Origin of the sequence: Acinetobacter sp. CS-2, from assembly GCF_016599715.1 — a bacterium.
Classification (GTDB): Bacteria; Pseudomonadota; Gammaproteobacteria; order Pseudomonadales; family Moraxellaceae; genus Acinetobacter.
The window spans coordinates 1,556,240-1,576,330 of record NZ_CP067019.1; the positions used below are offsets into that span (position 1 = coordinate 1,556,240).

Here is a 20,091-nt window from a genome sequence, read left to right on the forward strand (position 1 = left end):
ATGCAACCAGTAACTTTCCTTGAGGCGCTTCAGTTTGCTCACAGTAAGAAGATTGTCCTTCCGGATGAGTTCTATTCAATGGACCTTAAGACCAGGCAGATGGCGACTACAGTTAGCTTTCTATCAAGTCTTGAGCAAATTGAAACGGTTATCAAGGCGGTGAATAAATCCATTGCCGACGGTGGAACGTTTAATGACTTTCAAAAGCTGATTGCTGAGTCTGAAATCATTTTACCGAAGCATTACTTGGACAATGTATTCCGTACCAATATCCAGAATGCGTATGGTCATGGGCGGTGGCAACAACAGCAACGGAATAAGGCTAAACGTCCATATCTGATGTACTCGGCGATTGATGATAGCCGGGTGCGTCCTGCACATTTAGCCTTGAATCGTATTGTGCTACCAATTGATCATCCATTTTGGCTGACACATTACCCGCCGTTGGGTTTCCGTTGTTTCTTACCTGATACGAAAATTGATGGTGCCTCACATGGCGCAATTAAGAGATTTTACAGCGGGAAGGTCGTAAAGCTTGTCACCCAGTCTGGCCGCAAGTTGAGGGTCACGGCTAATCACCCAATACTTACGAGTCGTGGTTGGGTTATTGCTGAGCTCATTAAGCAAGGCGACAATTTGATTGCTTACGACAGACCAGTCGAAAGTCTTAATGCTAACGGTTTGACGCGGGAGGTATACGATAATGAGTTTGTACCCACTGCTGAAAATCTTTTCAAGTCGTTCATTAGTCATGCTCTTACTATCGGCGAAGCATCTTCTTTCAAGTTCGATAGCAATCTTTTCACCTTTGATAGTGAAATCCACATTGATATCCTGAATGATGGTTTGTCGATCAAGATTGATTCCAATGGTGGTCAAGGCATCAAACAGCGAATGTTCGTGATCAGAAATGATGGAACCTGTTTCGAGAGCTTTGAAGCCAGCAGCACGCCTAAGAGTGGGCTTGTTGTTCCTAATATTATGCTTTCTCAGGATTCTGGCGACATTTCCCTCGGATGTGTTGAAAGTAGTAGCGACTTTATGCTTGCCGATATTTTGAGATTGATAGAGATCAAGGACAGCAAGCTCCAACTCTCTATTGGAGTCTCTACAGGCATCCCAAGCAGCAGAGCATTGACGCTCAATTCCGCCTGGAGTCTGTTTGATGGTCTTCCACTTGACCGCTTCGGCTTGGCTTTGTGTTCTCAAGACAACGCCCTTTTTGAGGAATTGTCTAGTCACGGAGTGTCTGACGATTCCGGTCTGTTTGGATATTTGGTTGATGCTCATGCCAGCCATGTAGCAGTCGATCCAGTGGTCGATGTTGTTGAGGACTTTTTCAGCGGTCATGTGTATGATTTCCAGAGTGATAGTGGTTTATTGTCCGCAGATGGAATTATAACACATAACTGCCGGTGCACTGTGATTGCTTTAACCGAGAAACAGGCATTGAAATACGGCATTACTCCTGATGATAAGTTGCCAGAAGTTGCCGAGGCACTGGATTGGAGTTCTCATCCGCTGCAGTTTGGTGAGCTTGAATCACTAGTTGATAAGAAGATCAGTGCTTCATCACTGGATAAGGAATATCTCCTCGAGCAGAAAGAAGTAATTAAGGCTGAATGGACTGCGAGTAAAAAGTTGACCAGTCTTTTTGCTCCAATGGATGATAAAACCCGGGACCTGTTTGATACGGTGGCCAATACGGTGATTCCACTCGATCCACAGATCAGGCCAAGTGCAATTCGAACTTTTTTGGATTATGTACAAGGGAATGATGCTGCACTGACTGGTTATTTAAACTCTGCTACTAGTTCACTGGCTGATGATGTGCTTAAGCGCTGGATAGGTACTGATATGGCAGCTATTCAGGCTGTGGCAAGTAATACGACCTCAACCGTGGTGGGTGCTGCAACTCTTCAGCAGGTGGCAGCTTATCAGGTCGGACAAACAGTTCAACTAAATGCGCCGTTGCTGATGGCTGATATGGCTTCAGATATCGTAATCAAGATTGAGAATGCCAAAGGTTTGGGTATTGATCTTGAAAAGCTCAATGCTGGGCAAGGTGTACTGTTTGAAATGGGATTGTCTTTTGAGGTTCTTAAGGTTGAGATTGTAGAGGAGAAAATGATTTATACTTTGAAGTTAAGATAGGTGAGAAAATCAAATAGACTTCAAGTATGGCTAATATGAATAAAACAGAGGCTTTCAATAAACTGGGCGCATCTCCAAAGAATACAGTTTGGTCAGTTTCTGCTTTTAATAAAGATAAACAATTAGTTCTAAGCTTATGGCAAGACTTCTTTAAAACAGAAAGTGGAAAAGCAATATATGTAGATTCAATATCCAGATGGCATGGACATGGTAATAAAGAGTTTAGAGAAAATTTCTTAATTGCATATGAGAAAAAAATGCCTATTAGAGCTGTGATTGCACGTACAAATAATATTGAGGGTGTTAAGCGTGGAGAAGATGCTAGTAAATTTCACAATACATTTTCACCTAAATTAGATTGGATTGGAGAAATAACTTCTTGGGATGGAGATAATTTTGAAATCACATTTGAACGTTCTACTTAGTAAAAATAGTTTTAATCAAGTAAAGCCGCCTTCGGGCGGTTTTTTTATGGAGCATGAAAAATGCCAGATCCAAATGAGGAACGGCTGAAGTACCTATTTAATGCTGCGGCAATTGAGGTACCAAAGGCAGAAGAAGGAAAAAAACGAACCTTTAAGGGAACAGCTTACAGTGGTGGGCGTGTAGATGGTCACTGGTATTGGGGCCGGACTGGTGTGGTCTTTGATCTTGATGGTATCGAAATTGACTCACCTACAGCACTACTGGAAGAGCACTTCGGATCTAACCGTATTGGTGTGGTTAAGCAAGTCGATACTAATGGAAAGATTGATGTTGAAGGGCACTTCTTGACCAATGAACGGGCCAAAGAAATTGTCCAGGATTCTGATGATGAGTTTCCGTTTCAAATGTCAATGTTCATTGATCCGGGTTCTGTTGAAGAAGTGAATACAGGCCAGACCGTCGTGGTCAATGGTCAGTCATTTACTGGACCTATCGCCGTGTTCCGCAATAACCGCATTCGTGAGTTCACGATCTGTTCAACAGGTGCGGATCGTAACACATCAATTAAAGCCTTCTCAGGCAAAGCCAATCCAAACCCAACCAAAGAGGACACAAACGTGACCGAATTAGAAAAAGCACAACAGGCCAAAGAGCAGGCAGAACGTGAACGCGATGATGCACTGGCCGAACTTAAGAAGTTCAAAGCTCAAAAGCGTACTGATGATATCACTGCATTAGAAGCTGAGCTTAAAACACAGTTTAGCGTTGATGATAAAATTGCATATACAAATATGGATGATTCGATTTTTGAGTTTACAGCCAAGCAACTTCGCCAATTCTCGGCAGGAAGTCAGCAACCACCAGCAGGACAGCAACAACAACAGCAACCAGCACCGAGTGTTAATCCAGCATATGCACACTTATTCACTCATCAAGCTAATGGTGGTCAAGGTGGGCAAGCTCCACAAGGATCAGCTTTGGATCAGGCATTTGCCAAATTTGCGGCAGCTCAGGAGTCTAAATAATGGGAACAATTACTCAAACCATTACCATTAATCAATTGGTGGTAGGTGATGGTATTCGTACTGAAAATGCCAAAGTAAAAACAGCAACTGCATACAAACGTGGAGATCTACTCAACGTTGGTGCCAACAACGTGGCTGATCATCCGGTAGTGACTGAAGGTGTGATTGGTGATTGGAATGCGATTGCTGTGTCAGATTTCACTGCAGAGCAATCTACATATCACTCCAACAATAATCTAGAGATGCCGATCTATGTGCAGGGTCCATTTGATATTGAGGTGGTTACTGTGAATGGAACGCCTTTAACCACTGCTCAATATGATGCAGTACGTGCACAGGCATTAAAAAACAAAATCGAACTTCGTAAGGTCGTGGGGAACTAAGACATGAGTCAGACTTTTACATTTCAAAATGCACCAGTTGAATTACTGGATATACCACAGCTGGTGTTCCTGACCGATACTACTCAAAAGGTAGATACCTGGTTGATGGATCGCTTTTTCCCTCAGCGTGTTTCGTACACTAAAAAGGAAGTTCCAGTTGGTGAGTTGAATACAGCAACTCCACTTGCGCCGTTTGTTACCCCGAATGCAGCTGGTCGTCAAATTAAAGTGGGTGAGTCTGGCAATGTGAAATTCGTGAAGCCTGCCTACCTAAAACCAATGATGACGGTTATGCCAAGTGAAGTGCAAAACACTGCTCTTATCGCACGCTTACGTCAGTTTGGGGTGATTGCGACCGGTTCAAATCGTTTATCTGATGCGGATCTACTTTTAATTGACCAAGCGCAAAAGGCTCTCTATCTGCGCCAATCAATTGAAAACCGAAAGCTATTAATTGCGCGTGATGTACTTCTCTACGGTAAAACAACCTTTGCTTCAGCGGACTTCCCGATGTATGAAGTGGATTACGAGCGTAACCCTGCTTGTAACTTCACTCCATTAGTCAAATGGGGGCAGGCAGGTGCTACACCGGTTAAAGACATTCAGTCGATGATTGATTTATCAGTTGAGCATTCTGGTACGTCACCTAATATGGCTCTGACTACTTCCAAAGTGTTCAATACTTTGATTAAGGATGCTGAATTTAAAGAAAAATTCATTGCTCCTTATGCGGGTATCAGCGTGCCAATCACACCGACGTTTGACCAAGCTGATAAGCCTCAATTCCGTGGCACAGTGGATAATATTGAAATCTGGACTTATGACGTTAAGCACAGCATGGAAGGTGTTGCGGAACGTTTTATTCCGGAAGATTTCTTTGGTTTGGTTTCTGATGCAAATGGCTGGATTGCACATTGTGCGCTTCAAAACGTTGAAGCATTTGGCCAGGCATTAGAATTCTATTTAAGCCAATGGCAAGAAAAGAATCCTTCAAGCATTCAATTGTTAGCTGAATCATCTCCACTTGCTGTTCCCAATAACAAGAACGGTTTAGTGGGCGGTCGTGGATTCGTATAAGGAGAACTAAATGCCAAAGTACATTGCAAAACAGTCGATCGGACATTTTCGTCCAGGTCAGGAAATTAAAGGGCTTGAAGCTAACCAACTTCAGGCCCTTTTAGCATCTGGGGCTATTGAAGAATATCAAGAGCTAGCAGAGCCTAAAGCAGATGGTACCGCCGCACGTTTGGCCGAGCTTGAAAAGGAAAATGCCGAGCTTAAGGCTAAGGTGGCTGAACTTGAAAAAGTAAAGTCTGCTGCGAAACCTAAAGCCACGGACAAACCGGACGAAGCTAAATAGGTGATCTATGTACGCGACTGAATCAGATTTGGTCGCACGATTTGGGAATGAGATTGAGCAGCTTAAACAGATGCTTCCATCTCAATCAGCTATTGATGATGCAATCCAGGATGCAACGGAAGAAATTAATGGCCACATCGGTGGTCGTTATCCTTTGCCGCTTCCTAATGTGCCCAGTAATTTAAAGCGTATGGCGTGTGATATTGCACGCTATCGTCTTTATTTTCAGCAACCAACTGAAGAAGTTCGAAAGCGTTATGAGGATGCAATCGCATTCTTAAAACGTGTTGCTGATAACAAAGCGCATTTGCAGATCCAATTGCCTGAAACAAACCAGATCGTGGATGACCAACCCAAAAACAAACCATCTACAGCACCTATAGGCGCATCTTACACCGGCGGTGTCTTTGGGGATGCTATTCTGGATCAGATGCCAAGCATCAAGTGAGGTATTTATGAGTGGTGTGGCAATTTCAATCGATGTTGATGGTGACTCTCCAATTCTGGCCATTCTTAAAAGTCTCTCTGATTTTGAACAGCGTAAGAGTGAATTATTTGATGATATTGGAAACACCAACACCAATGGCATTCGCTCACGTTGGATTGGTGGCGAAGGGCTAGAGGGAAAATGGCCGCTATCTGTACGAGTAATGCGCAAAGGAGGCATTACCTTACGCGATAAATCAAGACTGATGAATTCAATTACTCACAATGTTCTTACTAATGGTGTGGAAGTTGGTACTGATGTTGTGTATGGAGCGATTCATCACTTTGGTGGTGAAATCAAACATGAAGCGCGTATGCATAGAACATTTTTCAGTCAAAACATGCGTACAGGTGAAGTGGGTAACCGTTTTGTAAGGCGTAGTCGCTCCAACTTTATGCAAGAGACTATGGGCAAAGCCTATACCGTGAATATGCCACGTCGACCTTGGCTTGGTATTACTGAGGATGAGGAGCAAAGCATTTTGAACTCTATTAAAGGGGTGGTATTTGATGAGTAATTTTTTTGCCGTACGGGCAGAAATTGCGGAAAAACTCGAAGAGATTTCGGAATTTAAAAAAGTTTACACCCCGATCAATATAGGAATCATCACAGAACTATCTCAAGTCACACCAAATGCTCATGTTAATTATTTCCGAACCAATGTTCTGGATATAGCCGGGAGAGGCAAGGTTACTAAACTTGGATTGCAATGGGATGTAACGGTAACCGAGCGACATGCAGCTTCACAATTGGGTGATGGATCAAAAGCGATTGATCGAGCAGGTGAACTTATCAGCAAGGTGATAACCCTTCTTAGTGGGTGGCAACCAGCCTCAAGTAAAGACCCTCTAAAGCTAATTAGCATTGGGGAGGAGTTTTCATCGACATGTGTATATCTCACAGCAGTATTTGAATCAACAAAATTTACTAATCAGGAGTAAACCATGTCTAATGGTTATGAATTTTTATCCCTACAAGGGGCATCACATTTAGCACGGAATCTACCAGGGGCTAAAGTTTTACGAGAACTAGGTAACCAAACCGGGGTTAAGTTAACGATTTCCTCTGATACTTTCTCGCGTTATGAATCCAAAACAGGTAAACGTCAAAAAATTGGCGAATGGACCAAAGCTCGTGATGTTGAACTTGAAATCACAATGGATGAACAAAAGCAGGAGGATATTGCTCTAGCATTCCAAGCCGAAATTAAAGAAATTACCATTGAGAGTGTTCAGGATAAAAATCTGGGTACTGGTTTAAAAGTTGGTGACACTATCAAGCTGGATGGTTTTAATATTTCCGATTTGATGATTAGTGACTCCAAGTCTGGAACACCTACGCAATTAGTTGAAGACCAGCATTATTCTTATGATGCTAGTTACGGCAAAGTTAAAATTTTAGACTTAACTGATCTTACCCAACCATTGATTGCTGATTACACAGTAGGGGCCGTGAAAGCCACAGTCATCTTCACCATGCCTGATGATGCAGAATATTATTATTTGTTCGAAGGTATCAATGCAATTAGCGATAAGAAGTTAGCGCTTGAGCTTTGGCGCTTTAAACCATCGGTGGATGGTAATATGGATTTCATCAATGAAGAAACTGGGGAAATTTCAATTAAAGGATCAGCATTAGCTGATACAACCAAGCAACTAGATGAAAAGCTAGGAAGCTTTGGGCGTATTGTTTATCTGGATTAACAAAACACAGGCACAAAGAACTCCACAGGTGCTTAAGCGTCTTTTTTTGTGCCTGTTTTATTATGGAAATCAGCTTAGGTTGGGTTTATCAGCTGATAAACAGCAGATAGATGATGCTACGCGACAGGAATTAACACAGTCGTAGGGTCACAAATATTGACATTTCTGTAACTATGGCGTATTGACCGATTATGCTATATGGAATAATATTCGCACATACCGCTAATAATTAACGGTTCTGCGCAAATCACTCAACCCAATCAATAAAAGTGTCTGTATATGTGTTTAACCGAAATTGAAGCTAAGCGTAAGCTTAGAGAAATTGCAAAAGACACTAGAAAGATCAAACTAACAACGCATGTTAGGGAAAGGATGATGGAGCGCGGTATCTCACTTAAACAGATTATTTGCTGTTTTGAGTATGGAGATATTACTGAGGGTCCTTATCCAGATACCCGTGGTGATAGTAAGTTAAATATTACTGTTCGCACTGCAGGGGAAAATATTACGACAACTGTTGTGATTAGATGTCGTGAAGACGGGGGATTTCTCAATTGTTGTTACTACATTTAAAGAATAGGCACAGTTATGTATCACTATGAAGAGTGTGGTTTAAGCAATGTTTGGCTTGTTGATGGTTTTGAAATAGAAATCGATGATGAATATGGTGAGTTAGTATCTATTGCATCAGTGAATGAACTTCATAAAACCATTGGCCTATATTTGATTAATGAAAAACCAGAACTTAATGGTGAAGAAATTCGCTTCTTGCGCAAAGAATTAAATCTTTCGCAGAAAAATCTAGCAGGCATTTTAAAGGTCAATGAGTCCACAGTCCGAAACTGGGAAAGTGATCGAGTAGAGATTGGAAAGCCTGCTGAACTTGTTTTAAGAGCCTTATATAAAGAGCAAGCCCATGGAGGTGGTGCTCTTATGGAAATGATTGAAAAGCTTAATCATCAAGAGCGAACTTTTGAAACCAACAATATGAATTTTTCATATTCGCGGAATCATTCTTGGAAGCATAAAGAATGTGAAGCAAGATAAAAGAACCACTCTTCGGAGTGGTTTTTTAATGCTTGAATTCAGGACCATTCCAGATATAAATTAACGTCAAATTATAAAAAGCTTGAACCGAAATGGTTGACTACAACAAAATCCAACAAGAAATAGAAAATATGAAATCTGGCGCTACTAAGTGGATCGGCAATGATTTTGAGTTAAATGATATGCAAGGTGTCCATCACTTTTTAATAAGCTTAGAAGATGAAGGGATTATTGATATTATTGCCCTGGGGCATGAATCACACACAGGTCATCGACTTGTACATAAAATTAAAATTGAGAAAAATTAGCGCCCTAGTTTATATTTTAAATGCCTAAAACTTAGACTACACTTTATTAATTTGTTATTTTATAGGGAATTAATGAGGGGTTTGGGATGAAAAGATTATTTGCTTTAGGTTTTCTGTGTGTGTTACCTATTTTAACTTTCGCTGGAAATAAAGAAGTAAAACCAAAATTAGATTTAAACCAATGTAAAGAAATCCTTGGGGCAGCAATTTTTAATGGGGTTTTAGAGGAGGTATGTGGGTTTAATGGTGGAGTGAAGGAAAGTTTAAAAGAGATTTATGAAAAAGGTCAGTGTAGGTATACAGTTCCTCAGTCAACGGTCGATACTTTAGCAAAAGATGTTCTAGAAGATTCAAGAATGAGATATAAGGCTTTTGGTGAAAAAGCATTCTGTGATGCTAATTTAAAAGGCTACACTGATTTAATGGATTAAAAATGAAAAATATTCTAGTGATTGTAGCTACTTTATGTTTCTCTCAAACCTCATATTCTTTAACCCCAAAAAATGGAGAAGAGCCAACATTCTGTGAGCAAGTAGTTTCTGTTCACGGCTTACTATCGAGAGCCCAAATAGAGTGTGGTTATAGAGAATATAATGAAGAACTAATATCAGACTCTGCTAAGTGCTTCAAGCATGAGTTGGGCGATGAATATGGCTCAGAAGTCTTAATGTTCGGCATGAAAGAATATGATCGACATGTCAAAGAAGATGGAAAAGAATTTACCTGTATAGGACTTACGCATTGACGGATTCAAAAAAGTATTAAAATACTTTATAAAGTATCTGTGATCAGACGAATTAAAAATGCTTCTACAGCAACTTGTACTCTACCCATTTATATGGGCTTTCTCATGACAGAACCGAACTCTATTAGCTGCACACAACTTGCCGAGACTTATAACATCTCGCATGATAGTGTAAATCGCTTTCTAGAGCGTGAAGACTACACACCTCACGACCTATATCAAGAAGCAATTCAACATATTGATAATAATAAACTTATAGTCAGTATTGATGATACTGTTTTAGATAAACCGTATAGTCAGCATATGGACTTAGTTAGCTATTTTTGGTCAGGCAAACACCACCGATCCGTCAAGGGTATTAATCTCATTACCTTGTATGCGACAGATCAAAATGGTCAAAATATTCCAATTAATTTCCGAATTTATGACAAATCTGAAAGTAAAACCAAGAATGATTACTTTATGGATATGTTAAGTGAAGTACTCAGTTGGGGTGCAAAGATTCAATTTATTACAGGTGATAGTTGGTATTCATCGACTGGAAATCTAAAAACCATAAGAAAATATGGTATTCGATTTATGTTTGGTATCGACTGTAACCGTAAGGTTTCCCCAGAAAAAGGACAATGGTTTCAACTGCGTTTATTGCCAAATTTCCATCAGGGTCAAGTGGTCTGGCTCAAAGATTTTGGCTTTGTACAATTATTTAAGACTCAGTTAAAAGAACAGCAGAGGTTTTATATTGTGCATCAAGATGAAGATGATTTATTGTCCTTTGAGAGTTTTCATGAATTACATTCAAGTCATTGGAAAATAGAACAATATCACCGGGTGATTAAACAGGTTTGTCATATTGAAAAGTTTCAAGTAAGACGATCTAAACTGATTTTGAATCATATTTTTTCAGCCTTGATGGCCTACGTCGAGATACAAAAGAACCAGTTTGAGCGGATCTTTGAAAATGTATATCGTTGGCAGAAGAAATTATTTAGACCAATGATCAAAAACTTCATTGATGACTTTATTCTCGATAAAAATCATCTGCTACCACAGAGAATCTATAAATAATACTGCGTAAGTCCTACTGTAAATACATTTTAAAAGAATTTTCTGATTATGTGCGGAAGTAAATAGTGGAAAAGATAATTTTGATAGGAATTTTATTATCTACATCATGCAACATTTTTGCTAAAAATGAGACCACGAAGGGGGATGCTATAGATGAAATCTGTGGCAATGTGGGTGAATATGCTGAGTCAGTTATGCGCTCAAGACAACTAGGTGAGAATATTGCAAATAGCATCAATGTCCTAAATAAAGCACCAAAAATGGCAGAGCCCATAAGACAATATTACAAGCATATAATTTATGAAGCTTATAAAGAGCCAAAGTGGTCCACAAAAGAAAATCAAGATAATGCAGTTACTGAGTTTAGCAATAAAATGTATTTAACTTGTGCCACAGCATTTCAGAAAGAATTAAGTGATTTGGATTGATATGAAAATTAAAAGCACCGTAAGGTGCTTTTTTAATGCCTAAAATTTATACCCGAGACTCAATCATGAATGATTTTTTCTTAGCAACGAACCGATCTATCACGGTGAATAATATTGAAGTCCGTCAGATCCAAATGAAGGATTTCGATACTTGGGCTACACATGCTGAACCAATCAAACAATTCCTAAAATATAAAGATCATTCAGATGAGATTTTAAACGAGCTATTTAAGGCTCATAGCGTGCAGGTCATTTCAGCCATTACATGCATCACTGATCTGGACAATCAATCACTCTTTAAACTTGCTTCAGATGAGCAGTCATTCAAGGAACTGCTTAAAACAGTACTTCTGGTAAATCAGGCCTATTTCAAACCTGAAAAACCAAAACGTGGTGCAAAGAAAAATACTCAGACAGATGAATCCACCTGGTTCGATTCGTTCCAGTTCCTTGTATCAATGGGCCATCAACACAATGAAATAATGGAAATGACTTACGGGGCATTTCAGGGTTACGTTAAAGCAGCAAATAAAATGTATAGACAGGGAATCATTAACTCAGCTGTTGCAGCGCGTGTAGCCCAAACTGATAAGAAGGGTTTTGAGTCATTCAAGAAAGAAATGGTTTCAGATTGATCAACTAGCTACCTAAAGTTATGATGTGTAAATAATAATTGAGGGTACAGCTTTGTGAAAAAATTTATTTTAGTGATTATGTTGGCAGTATGTTCATCTGCTTATGCTGTAAGTGTTGACTCAGTTCGGGGTAGTACTGCGTTTGTAGAGCGTGGCAATTCATACAGCAAAATGATCGATGTTCTTGGCAGTCCAGAATCTTCATACCGACATGTTATCCATGACCGCGATGGCTGGCCACACAAAGCAACGTCCTATATTTATCAAGTTAATGGGCAGAAATATGTCATTACAGTGGTTGATGGTGCTGTCTATAGCATTGATTGGGAGCGCTGAGTGTGAGTACAGTTGAATGTATTTCATGTGGACATGTGGGGTCAGCAAAGATCAAAGAAAAAATTCTGAATTCAAAGAATGCCCATTTTGCGCTGAACAAATAAAGTTAGCTGCAATTAAGTGCAAGCACTGTGGCTCTATGGTGGAAGACACACCCTAAAAGCTATCAAAATCAAATCTAAACCCGCTATATGCGGGTTTTTTAATGCCTAAAATTCAGAGGTTGTCATGGCTGGAAAAAATTTAACATTTAAGCTGGTAATGGACGCTGACACCAAAAGCTTTGTCACTAATGTTAATCAGTCTAAACAGGCTGCGGAAAAAGCAATAGCTGCAATCAAAGATGGATCTGCAAGTATAGTTGGTGTTTCAAGTCAAGCCGCCAAAGCTATTGATGGCATTATTCCAAAAAATGCAAATGAACGAGCCATCAAACTTACTGAGTCATTAAACACTATTACAGAGTCATTAAAAGATGCTGATTTTGCATCTGATGGGGTAGTTGATGGGTTCAAAAAGCTTGGTGTTGATTCGGTTAGATCATTAAATATCTTAAAAGCCAATTTAGCGACTTCAAAAACAAAGCTCGAAGAGTTCTCAAAAACAAATGCAACACCAGAAGACATTGCTACTGCACAAAAACAAGTAGACGTTCTTGCAAAAGAGGTTTTACAAGCAGATACGGCATTCAAAAAATTCAGGTCAGAACTAGGTCTGGTTATTCCTGGAATTAATGCTTTATCGAATGAGTCCCGTTCCACTGCCCTGAATATGGGTAATTTAGACCAGTCAATAGGTAAGGCAAATTCTGAACTTGCACAAACTTCAACAATATCGGGCCAAGTGCAATCAAGCATAGGGGTGTTAAAAACAGGATTTACTGCTCTTATTGGTGCAATGGGTGGTATCGGCATTGGGCTGGGGATTAAGGAACTCGCTGAAGCAGCAGACTCATATACAAACCTATCAGCACGTATCAATATTGCTACCAGTGATGGTGGTAACTTCCAGCAAGCCATGGCTGGTGTGCATCAAGTAGCATTGATGACCAATTCAAGCCTTGATGCTACTGCCGGATTATTCACTAAAGTGAATGATATTGGTAAGCAGATGGGGCTAACCCAGCAGCAGAATTTGGATCTAGTCAAAACCATTAACATGGCTATTCAAACAGGTGGCGGATCAGCGGCATCTACTGAAGCGGCGGTTGTTCAGTTTACCCAGGCATTACAATCTGGTGTACTTCGTGGTGATGAGTTTAACTCAATCATGGAGCAGGCCCCAGGTATCTCTAAAGCCTTGGCTCAGTCATTAGGTGTAACCACCAGTGAGCTGCGTAATATGGCTGAGAACGGTGAACTATCATCAGAGAAGGTTATCAAGGCTATACAAAACCAGTCTAAAGCAATTGAAGCCGATTATGCTAAGTTTCCTTTAACGATTAGCAATGCACTGCAGAAGATTTCTACACAGTGGCAGATTCTGATTGGTGAAATGGATCAGGCTAATGGTTCGAGTGCAACTGTAGCAAATGCTTTATCTGCAATAGCTGATAATTTAGGAATTCTAAAAGTCTTCTTTGATGATGTTGCAGCCGGGGTGGGATGGTTTCAAGATAAGCTGTCTGAGATTGACTCATCCACTATTGAGTCGATTGGAAGCACATTAACTGCTGTGTATGACACGATTAAAATAGTCATATCCAGTCTTGCTGGAATTGCTGAAACTGCATGGAGTGCTTTCTCATCTACCCTAGATGCTATTGCTCCTTTATTTAATACAATCTTGAATGGTAAAGAAGAAGTCAGTGGATTAACTACATTATTTAATGTTTTTAAAATTGCATTAGGCGTAGTTGCTGATGGAGCAACAGGGCTAAATATTGCGCTTAAACTACTGCTTTCCGGCATTCAGTTTATTTCAGGTGGTATTTATTCATTAAACGCCGCCGTGCTGGATTTCTTGGGCTTTGATGATCTGTCAGCACAGGCTCAAAATGCCTCAGATGCACTATTCAGACAGGCAGATAAGAATGCCTCAGAAGCTAAACGTCTAGCCTTAGAAAGTAAATCAGCTACCCGTGAAGCCATTAAAGATATTACTCAAACAGAGGCAGAGGCCAATCAGGAAAGGGTATCCAATGCCCAGCAAACCCTTGACCAGTTAAAAGCCCAGGAGGAAAAGCACAAGGCTGACTATAAGGCCATAAGTGACGAGCGAGTTAAGGCAGAGCAACAACTTTTTGATGCGCGTAAATCTGGAAATCAAGCTGCAATTGATTTAGCTGTAAAAGGCCTTGCAGACTTAGATGCCAAGGAGAAGGCATACCAGGCTGAAAGCAAAAAGATTAGCGATGAGAAAATTAAAGCTGCTCAAGACTGGGTAAATGCTCAGCTTGTGGCAGCTGATGGGACTCAAAAAGCAGCTGATGCAGCCACTCAAAAAACTATGCAGACCACCCTTGCAGCACAAGGGTTAAAGATTGAATTCGATGCCACCGGAAAGGCTATTGTAAAAGCCATGGATGATGGTTCTGCTGGGGTGACTAATTTAAATAATAAATTGGTTGCTGGGCGCAAAGGTGCAGAAGCATTAGGTTTGGATTTAGATGTCGCTCTCAATCGTGTATCAAAAGGATTTGATGAGAAAAAGAAAAGCCTTGAGGATTTTGTGAATAGCCTTGAATTAATGGGAGTGAAAGGCAAACAGGCAGGAGAAGTCACTTATGAAGCTTGGCTTAAATGGCTTGAAACAGCCAAAAGTCAGGCTGAAATTGATGCAGCTAAAGCTAAGCTTAAGGAGTTTGGTGATCAGGGACAGGTTTCAACATCTCAGGTTGAGCAAGGTTTAATTGCAATTAAACTTCAAGCCCAAAAGCTACCAGATGATATTGATCCGGTAACAGAAGCATTTAAACGTCTCGGAATTGAAACTAAAGAAAACCTAAAGCTTGCAGCACAACAGGCTTTGATGGACTACATCACAATTCGAGATAGTGGAAAGGCAACGGCTGAAGGTGTCCAAAAAGCTTACGAAAAAGCTGCTCAAGCAGCTGCAGCATCTGGTGATGCCAGTGTCATTGCCGCAACAAATGCTGCGAATGCGGGTCGCAACCTTGAAGTCCAAATCGATAACACTGGAAAAGCCTCCGTAAAATCCATGGATGAATGGTCTAAAGCCAACGATCATGTTCGAGATTCAGCTCGTGGCATTGGTGATGGATTCCGTCAAGCCGGTCAAGTAGCACGTGAAGAAGCCAAGTCATCTACAGAAGCATGGGCTGATGCAGTTGCAGCAGCATCTAAACAGTTCGATGCTGAAATGAAACGTCAGGGCGAAGCACTGAGTAAAGGTATCTATAACTATGACTCATACAGTAAGGCTGATGTTTTGGCCCAATTGAAGAGCAAGGGCTATAGTGATCAAGAGGCTCAGAAATTGGCCGGTGATATCTGGTCTAAAGCTATGGAGGCTGACCGTGCTGCCAAAGAACAGGGTTTAGGAAAGGATGGAAGCCTAGCAATGAAGGCATTGATTAATGCTGAATTTGGTAGAGCTGCATCTAAAGGGCTAACCACTCAAAACGGGACTAACAAGATCAACGAATTGTTGAGTCAAATGACTGCCAGCAGTCTTGTATCAACAGGCCCTTCAACTAAGCCAGTTGATGTAAATAGTCTGGCACCCAATGTAAATCTAGCCGCCCCAAGTACGGCAGATAATATTAACTCAAGCGGTAAAACGGTGATTTATCAGATTCAGTTTGGTGGCCAAACGCTTGAACTTTCTGGAACGTCAGAACAGGAATCCCTAATGAATCAACTGGTCAATCAACTTAAAACACAGGCGAAATCAACATGAAACTTATTCGCTTAGCAACATCAGAGACCGTCCCATTAGAGGACGGTTTTTTATGGCCTGATGAATTCTCATGGAAGGCTATTGAGCAGACTCAAAACTATGCAATTGATGGATCTCTGGTAATTCAGGAAGGAAAAAAGAAATCTGGTCGACCAATTACGTTGCAGCCGGCAGATCGGGAAATGGGTTGGATCAAGCTGCGTGAATTACGGACTGTTTTGGAGTGGACCAAGTTGCAGAACGAGGTATTTCAACTGCAGTTTGAACAACCACATGACAACCGGGAATTCACAGTCAAATTTAATCATCAGGATGGGGCCTTAGAGGCTGCACCGGTAAAAGGGATTCCAGCAGTATCGCTGGATGATTATTACAACGTGACCTTGCGCTTTACGGAGTTAAACGATGGCGATTGAAACTAAGGATCTAGTGATTTACAAGTCTGAACGCTTGACTGATAACTCTGATGGCGGTGGTAAATATTCAGGCGTTGTAGTACAGGATGGCATCAGCAATAACTTGTTTAATGATATTTCTGAGATGGATCGAGCCATGGGGGATGTCTCCATGTGTAAAATCTTCCCGGCAGTGGTTACGGAAGATACTGACTCACTAATGGGTGCAACGGTCTTTATCTCGGAGAATCCCAAAGACCCAAACGTCTCAGCATTGCTTTTCAGTACTAAAAACTGGATGGATGAACGTCAGTCTGCACAGAACCGGGTGGAGAACTACCTGGCCAAAGGTGGGCAGATTTCCGGGACGCCATTAGATACACACTTGCAAGGTATGAAGTTGCTACAGGTAGCCATGTTTCTACAAGAAGTTGAATCTTCCGTAGGTGATACTATCGTGTTGATTAGCGATGAGGGAAAAGCTTTAGAGCATGAGCAATATGTGCGTATCACTAAAGTGGAAACACGAACAGCAATCATGGTGATTGATGGTAAAAATGTTGAATATAAAATTGCCACTTATACTCTTAATGATCCACTTGATATGGATTATGTTGGATTGTCAGCTCGCCAGTGGTATAGCGGTCAGGCATCAAAAACCATTATCCGTGATTCGATTGTTGCTGATACGGGTGAATATTATGCATCGACTGACTTGTCTACTAATGCAAGTGTTGGTGAATATACAGTCAATGCTAAAAGTATTTTTGCTCAACTCATTCCATCGGCACAAACTGAATCTCCAATTGTTGATGTTAATGCGGCAGGTGAGAGCACTATTCTAGTACCTGGGAATAGTGGATCAATCACTGCCAGTTTTTCAACTACAGTTGGAGTAAGCCAAAACCTATATATTGGCTCAGCCGTGATGCCGTCAAGCGTAGCGTTTACCTTGTTTGGTCAAGCAATCACAGATCAAGGTGGGCTTCTTAAAACATCGAGTGGTTCTCAAGTCGGCACGATTGATTACCAGCGTGGGTTAATTCAATGGACTGCAGCTGCAGGCTCTGGAGCAGCAACATTAAACATTACATTTAAACCAGCAGCTGCACCAAATCAGTATTTCCAGTCTTATGCTGTGCCAGTTACCCAGAATAATCAAAGTACTAACTGGACCGGAGTGCTGGTCCCAATCCCGGCCCCGGGCAGCCTTTCTATTTCATATATGTCACAAGGCAAGTTTTATGAACTGAAAGATAATGGCTCAGGTCAGCTAAAAGGTACCAGTCCTTCATTTGGCTCAGGCATGATCAATTATGAAACTGGCTCCTGGTTGTTGACCACAGGGGCTTTGCCTGATGTAGACACGCCGATTCTGTTACTTTGGGGTACACCAATAGCAACCTATCAGCGCGCTAATCTGCCTGTTCTGCCTGCGAAGTTTGAATTTGACCTTGAGCAAGAGGCTATTCTTTCCGGTAGTGTGACAGTGACATGGGTATTGGAAGGTGTAACAAAAACAGCAACTTCGAATAATGCAGGTCAATTCACTGGTGATGCAACAGGTTTTATTAATTTCGCATTAGGGAAAGGTGCTTTGATTCCAACCAAACTACCTCAGAAAGGCGCTGTATTTAACTTTAGCTACCAGTTTGGTGAGGCAAAGACTCAGGATGTACCGCCTGCTATTCCAGACACCAATCAACAACTGGCGTTTACAGTAGGCACTGGTGCTGCACTACAGCCAAACTCGGTCATGATTGAAGTCCCTTTAACATCGGTACTTGGCGACACAATTACGCTTGTGGTCACTGATAATGGCTCAGGCTCACTCATTGATGCTTTTGGTCAGGTGCAAGGAACAATCAACTACACAACGGGTGTGGTAAGTATGACTCCAGCAGTTTTAACTTCATATTTCTATGAAAAAACCCCAGTAACTTCCAGTCTTGAAAGCTCATCTCAAAGTGGGTCAGGCTCATCACTACCAGCAGCTACAGTAACCACTAGCTATAAACCACAATCAAACCCTTGGGCAAACTATGTAGCCGGTTAAGTGAGGAAATATGACAATTTATCAATCACAGCCAAGTAATGTTTCGCTTGGAAATACAACATACAAGGCTTTTTCTGAAACAACAGGAATCAAGGCCCGTTACCGTGATGCTTCCGGCAGCACATCAGGAACGAAAGCTATAACGAGTGGTGATTTAAAGTTTGACTTAACCTATGGGTTTAGTGAGCAAATTCTTGCCGGGTCTGTTCGTTTTAAAATTGGAAATGAAACTTTCATAGATCGCACTGGCACCATTTACCGCAATGTAAACCCATTAAATGGCAGTGGTACAGCATCGGGTGAAATTCAGTATGGAAATGGTGAATTAAGCTTAACATCCTGGACACCAAATACAGATAATGTTTTAACACTTGAATCGCTTACCACCACAACGGATTTGCCACCACTCAGCCATGTAAGTTTTAGAACCCCTGTGATTCCGATTCGACCACAGTCACTGACTGTTGTTGTTGCTTCATTGGATTTTGGTCAACTCACATTAACTACAGACGAAAATGGCATCATTGAAACCAGTCGTGCGCATGGTTCGATTAATCACGACACTGGTTTTGTGAATATCTATTTCTATACCAAGACTGAAATCACATCAGCTAACCGGGCAGCAATTGAGGCGAATGCCTGGTATGACATTTTGCTTGAATATGAGGAACTGGGTAAAACTTATATCAATGTACCGGTCTGGGTGGATGCCTCATCTGTTCGCTATAACGCTGTAGCTTATACCTATATTCCACTTGATTCTGAAATTCTAGGCTTATCAGCAACCCGGTTACCTCTGGATGGGAAAGTTCCGATTTTCCGTGTTGGTGGCATTGGGATTGTCAGCTCAAGTAAGTCTCAAGCATTGCCAAGTGCAATTGCAGGAACCACTTACAATCTGAATGATCAGCGCATTTCGTGGGCGGAATTGGAGGATGCTAACGGAACGAAAGTAGCTTTCGATTTGTACACGATTGACTATGACTATGGCCGCGTGACGCTCGGTGGTGACTTTGTTCTAGGCAGTCTGGTTGCACCGCTGGCAGTAAAATACCGTTATCAAGACATGGGCCTGATACGTGACGTGCAGATCAATGGCCAGCTGACATTCACCAAACCTTTAACCCACAATTACGATGCAGTGGACACTATTGTTGGATCTGCTTTGGTCATTGGTGATATGCAGGCACGTTACACACGAAAGTTTGTGCAAGGCTCATGGAGTGGTACATGGTCAGATGCGCCTGTAGGTGCCACAATTCCAGCGAACTACAATGATGCACTGTATCCGATTCAAGTCACAAACAAGGGCGCCATTCAGGAGCGTTGGTATATCCAGTTTACCGATACGCAATCATTCCGCTGCATCGGTGAATATTCTGGCCAGATTGGTACCGGTACAACAAACGCAGATTATGCACCGATTAACCCAGTGACAGGCGTGCCGTACTTCACAGTTAAAAAAGAAGGTTGGGGTGAAGGTTGGGCCAATGGCAATGTCTTGCGTTTCAATACGGTGGCTGCCAATTTCCCGGTCTGGGTGATTAGAACAGTGAAGCAATCAGAACCTACAGTATTATCAGATCAATTCCAGATTATGCTCCGTGGTGATATTGATCGCGTACTGTAAACATTAATTCAAATATGACCGCTTATGCGGTCTTTTTTATGGAT

The 20,091-nt window shown here is 41.3% G+C and carries 20 protein-coding genes and 4 pseudogenes; all 24 read left to right on the plus strand.

The genetic code is table 11. The annotated features are described in order from the left end of the window. A pseudogene (locus JFY49_RS07785) lies at positions 1-459 on the plus strand (phage minor head protein); the annotation flags it as partial. A 951-nt stretch (positions 460-1,410) separates the two neighbouring features. Continuing rightward, positions 1,411-2,154, plus strand: a pseudogene (locus JFY49_RS07790) (phage head morphogenesis protein); the annotation flags it as partial. Between the two features lie 26 nt (positions 2,155-2,180). Beyond that, positions 2,181-2,579: a hypothetical protein gene (locus tag JFY49_RS07795; protein WP_200224706.1), complete on the plus strand. Its 399-nt coding sequence runs from the start codon at positions 2,181-2,183 to the stop codon at positions 2,577-2,579. Positions 2,580-2,639: 60 nt separating this feature from the next. Next, on the plus strand, positions 2,640-3,605 hold the full coding sequence (locus JFY49_RS07800; RefSeq protein WP_200224707.1) for a hypothetical protein: 966 nt from the start codon (positions 2,640-2,642) through the stop codon (positions 3,603-3,605). Next, complete coding sequence (locus JFY49_RS07805) at positions 3,605-3,988, plus strand: hypothetical protein (protein ID WP_200224708.1); 384 nt, start codon at positions 3,605-3,607, stop codon at positions 3,986-3,988. Before JFY49_RS07800 ends, JFY49_RS07805 begins: the two co-directional genes overlap by 1 nt. A gap of 3 nt (positions 3,989-3,991) precedes the next feature. Next, complete coding sequence (locus JFY49_RS07810; RefSeq protein ID WP_200224709.1) at positions 3,992-5,065, plus strand: major capsid protein; 1,074 nt, start codon at positions 3,992-3,994, stop codon at positions 5,063-5,065. Between the two features lie 10 nt (positions 5,066-5,075). Continuing rightward, the gene (locus JFY49_RS07815) at positions 5,076-5,348 is read left to right on the plus strand and encodes a hypothetical protein (RefSeq protein WP_200224711.1); all 273 of its coding nucleotides are present in this window, start codon (positions 5,076-5,078) and stop codon (positions 5,346-5,348) included. Positions 5,349-5,355: 7 nt separating this feature from the next. Next, entirely contained in the window at positions 5,356-5,796 is a 441-nt protein-coding gene (locus tag JFY49_RS07820) for a gp436 family protein (protein ID WP_200224712.1), read from the plus strand. Positions 5,797-5,803: 7 nt separating this feature from the next. Further along, complete coding sequence (locus JFY49_RS07825; protein WP_200224713.1) at positions 5,804-6,352, plus strand: phage virion morphogenesis protein; 549 nt, start codon at positions 5,804-5,806, stop codon at positions 6,350-6,352. Beyond that, positions 6,345-6,776: a hypothetical protein gene (locus JFY49_RS07830; RefSeq protein ID WP_200224714.1), complete on the plus strand. Its 432-nt coding sequence runs from the start codon at positions 6,345-6,347 to the stop codon at positions 6,774-6,776. Before JFY49_RS07825 ends, JFY49_RS07830 begins: the two co-directional genes overlap by 8 nt. Positions 6,777-6,779: 3 nt before the next feature. Next, positions 6,780-7,538 carry a hypothetical protein gene (locus JFY49_RS07835; protein WP_200224715.1) on the plus strand — a complete coding sequence of 253 codons (759 nt, stop codon included), beginning with the start codon at positions 6,780-6,782 and terminating at the stop codon, positions 7,536-7,538. A 279-nt stretch (positions 7,539-7,817) separates the two neighbouring features. After that, positions 7,818-8,118: pseudogene (locus JFY49_RS07840) on the plus strand (DUF4258 domain-containing protein). A gap of 8 nt (positions 8,119-8,126) precedes the next feature. Beyond that, a complete protein-coding gene (locus tag JFY49_RS07845; protein WP_166169091.1) occupies positions 8,127-8,585 on the plus strand; it encodes a helix-turn-helix domain-containing protein in 459 nt (152 codons plus the stop codon). Positions 8,586-8,677: 92 nt separating this feature from the next. Continuing rightward, positions 8,678-8,893, plus strand: a complete 216-nt coding sequence (locus JFY49_RS07850; RefSeq protein WP_200224903.1) for a hypothetical protein — start codon at positions 8,678-8,680, stop codon at positions 8,891-8,893. An 86-nt stretch (positions 8,894-8,979) separates the two neighbouring features. Continuing rightward, the gene (locus JFY49_RS07855; RefSeq protein WP_200224716.1) at positions 8,980-9,324 is read left to right on the plus strand and encodes a hypothetical protein; all 345 of its coding nucleotides are present in this window, start codon (positions 8,980-8,982) and stop codon (positions 9,322-9,324) included. Positions 9,325-9,326: 2 nt separating this feature from the next. Beyond that, positions 9,327-9,638: a hypothetical protein gene (locus tag JFY49_RS07860; protein WP_200224718.1), complete on the plus strand. Its 312-nt coding sequence runs from the start codon at positions 9,327-9,329 to the stop codon at positions 9,636-9,638. Between the two features lie 39 nt (positions 9,639-9,677). Then, on the plus strand, positions 9,678-10,706 hold the full coding sequence (locus JFY49_RS07865) for a transposase (protein WP_200223267.1): 1,029 nt from the start codon (positions 9,678-9,680) through the stop codon (positions 10,704-10,706). Between the two features lie 65 nt (positions 10,707-10,771). Beyond that, complete coding sequence (locus JFY49_RS07870) at positions 10,772-11,134, plus strand: hypothetical protein (RefSeq protein ID WP_200224719.1); 363 nt, start codon at positions 10,772-10,774, stop codon at positions 11,132-11,134. A 65-nt stretch (positions 11,135-11,199) separates the two neighbouring features. Further along, positions 11,200-11,769, plus strand: coding sequence for a hypothetical protein (locus JFY49_RS07875; RefSeq protein WP_200224831.1), 570 nt, complete (start codon positions 11,200-11,202; stop codon positions 11,767-11,769). Positions 11,770-11,823: 54 nt separating this feature from the next. Further along, a complete protein-coding gene (locus JFY49_RS07880; RefSeq protein WP_200224720.1) occupies positions 11,824-12,105 on the plus strand; it encodes a hypothetical protein in 282 nt (93 codons plus the stop codon). Positions 12,106-12,333: 228 nt separating this feature from the next. Then, positions 12,334-15,966 carry a tape measure protein gene (locus tag JFY49_RS07885; protein ID WP_200224721.1) on the plus strand — a complete coding sequence of 1,211 codons (3,633 nt, stop codon included), beginning with the start codon at positions 12,334-12,336 and terminating at the stop codon, positions 15,964-15,966. Continuing rightward, positions 15,963-16,382, plus strand: coding sequence for a hypothetical protein (locus tag JFY49_RS07890; protein ID WP_200224722.1), 420 nt, complete (start codon positions 15,963-15,965; stop codon positions 16,380-16,382). Before JFY49_RS07885 ends, JFY49_RS07890 begins: the two co-directional genes overlap by 4 nt. Continuing rightward, positions 16,372-18,306, plus strand: a pseudogene (locus JFY49_RS07895) (hypothetical protein); the annotation flags it as partial. The gene JFY49_RS07890 and the pseudogene JFY49_RS07895, both read left to right, overlap by 11 nt. Before the next feature lie 121 nt (positions 18,307-18,427). After that, positions 18,428-20,047, plus strand: coding sequence for a hypothetical protein (locus tag JFY49_RS07900; RefSeq protein ID WP_200224723.1), 1,620 nt, complete (start codon positions 18,428-18,430; stop codon positions 20,045-20,047). The last annotated feature ends 44 nt before the right edge of the window (positions 20,048-20,091 follow it).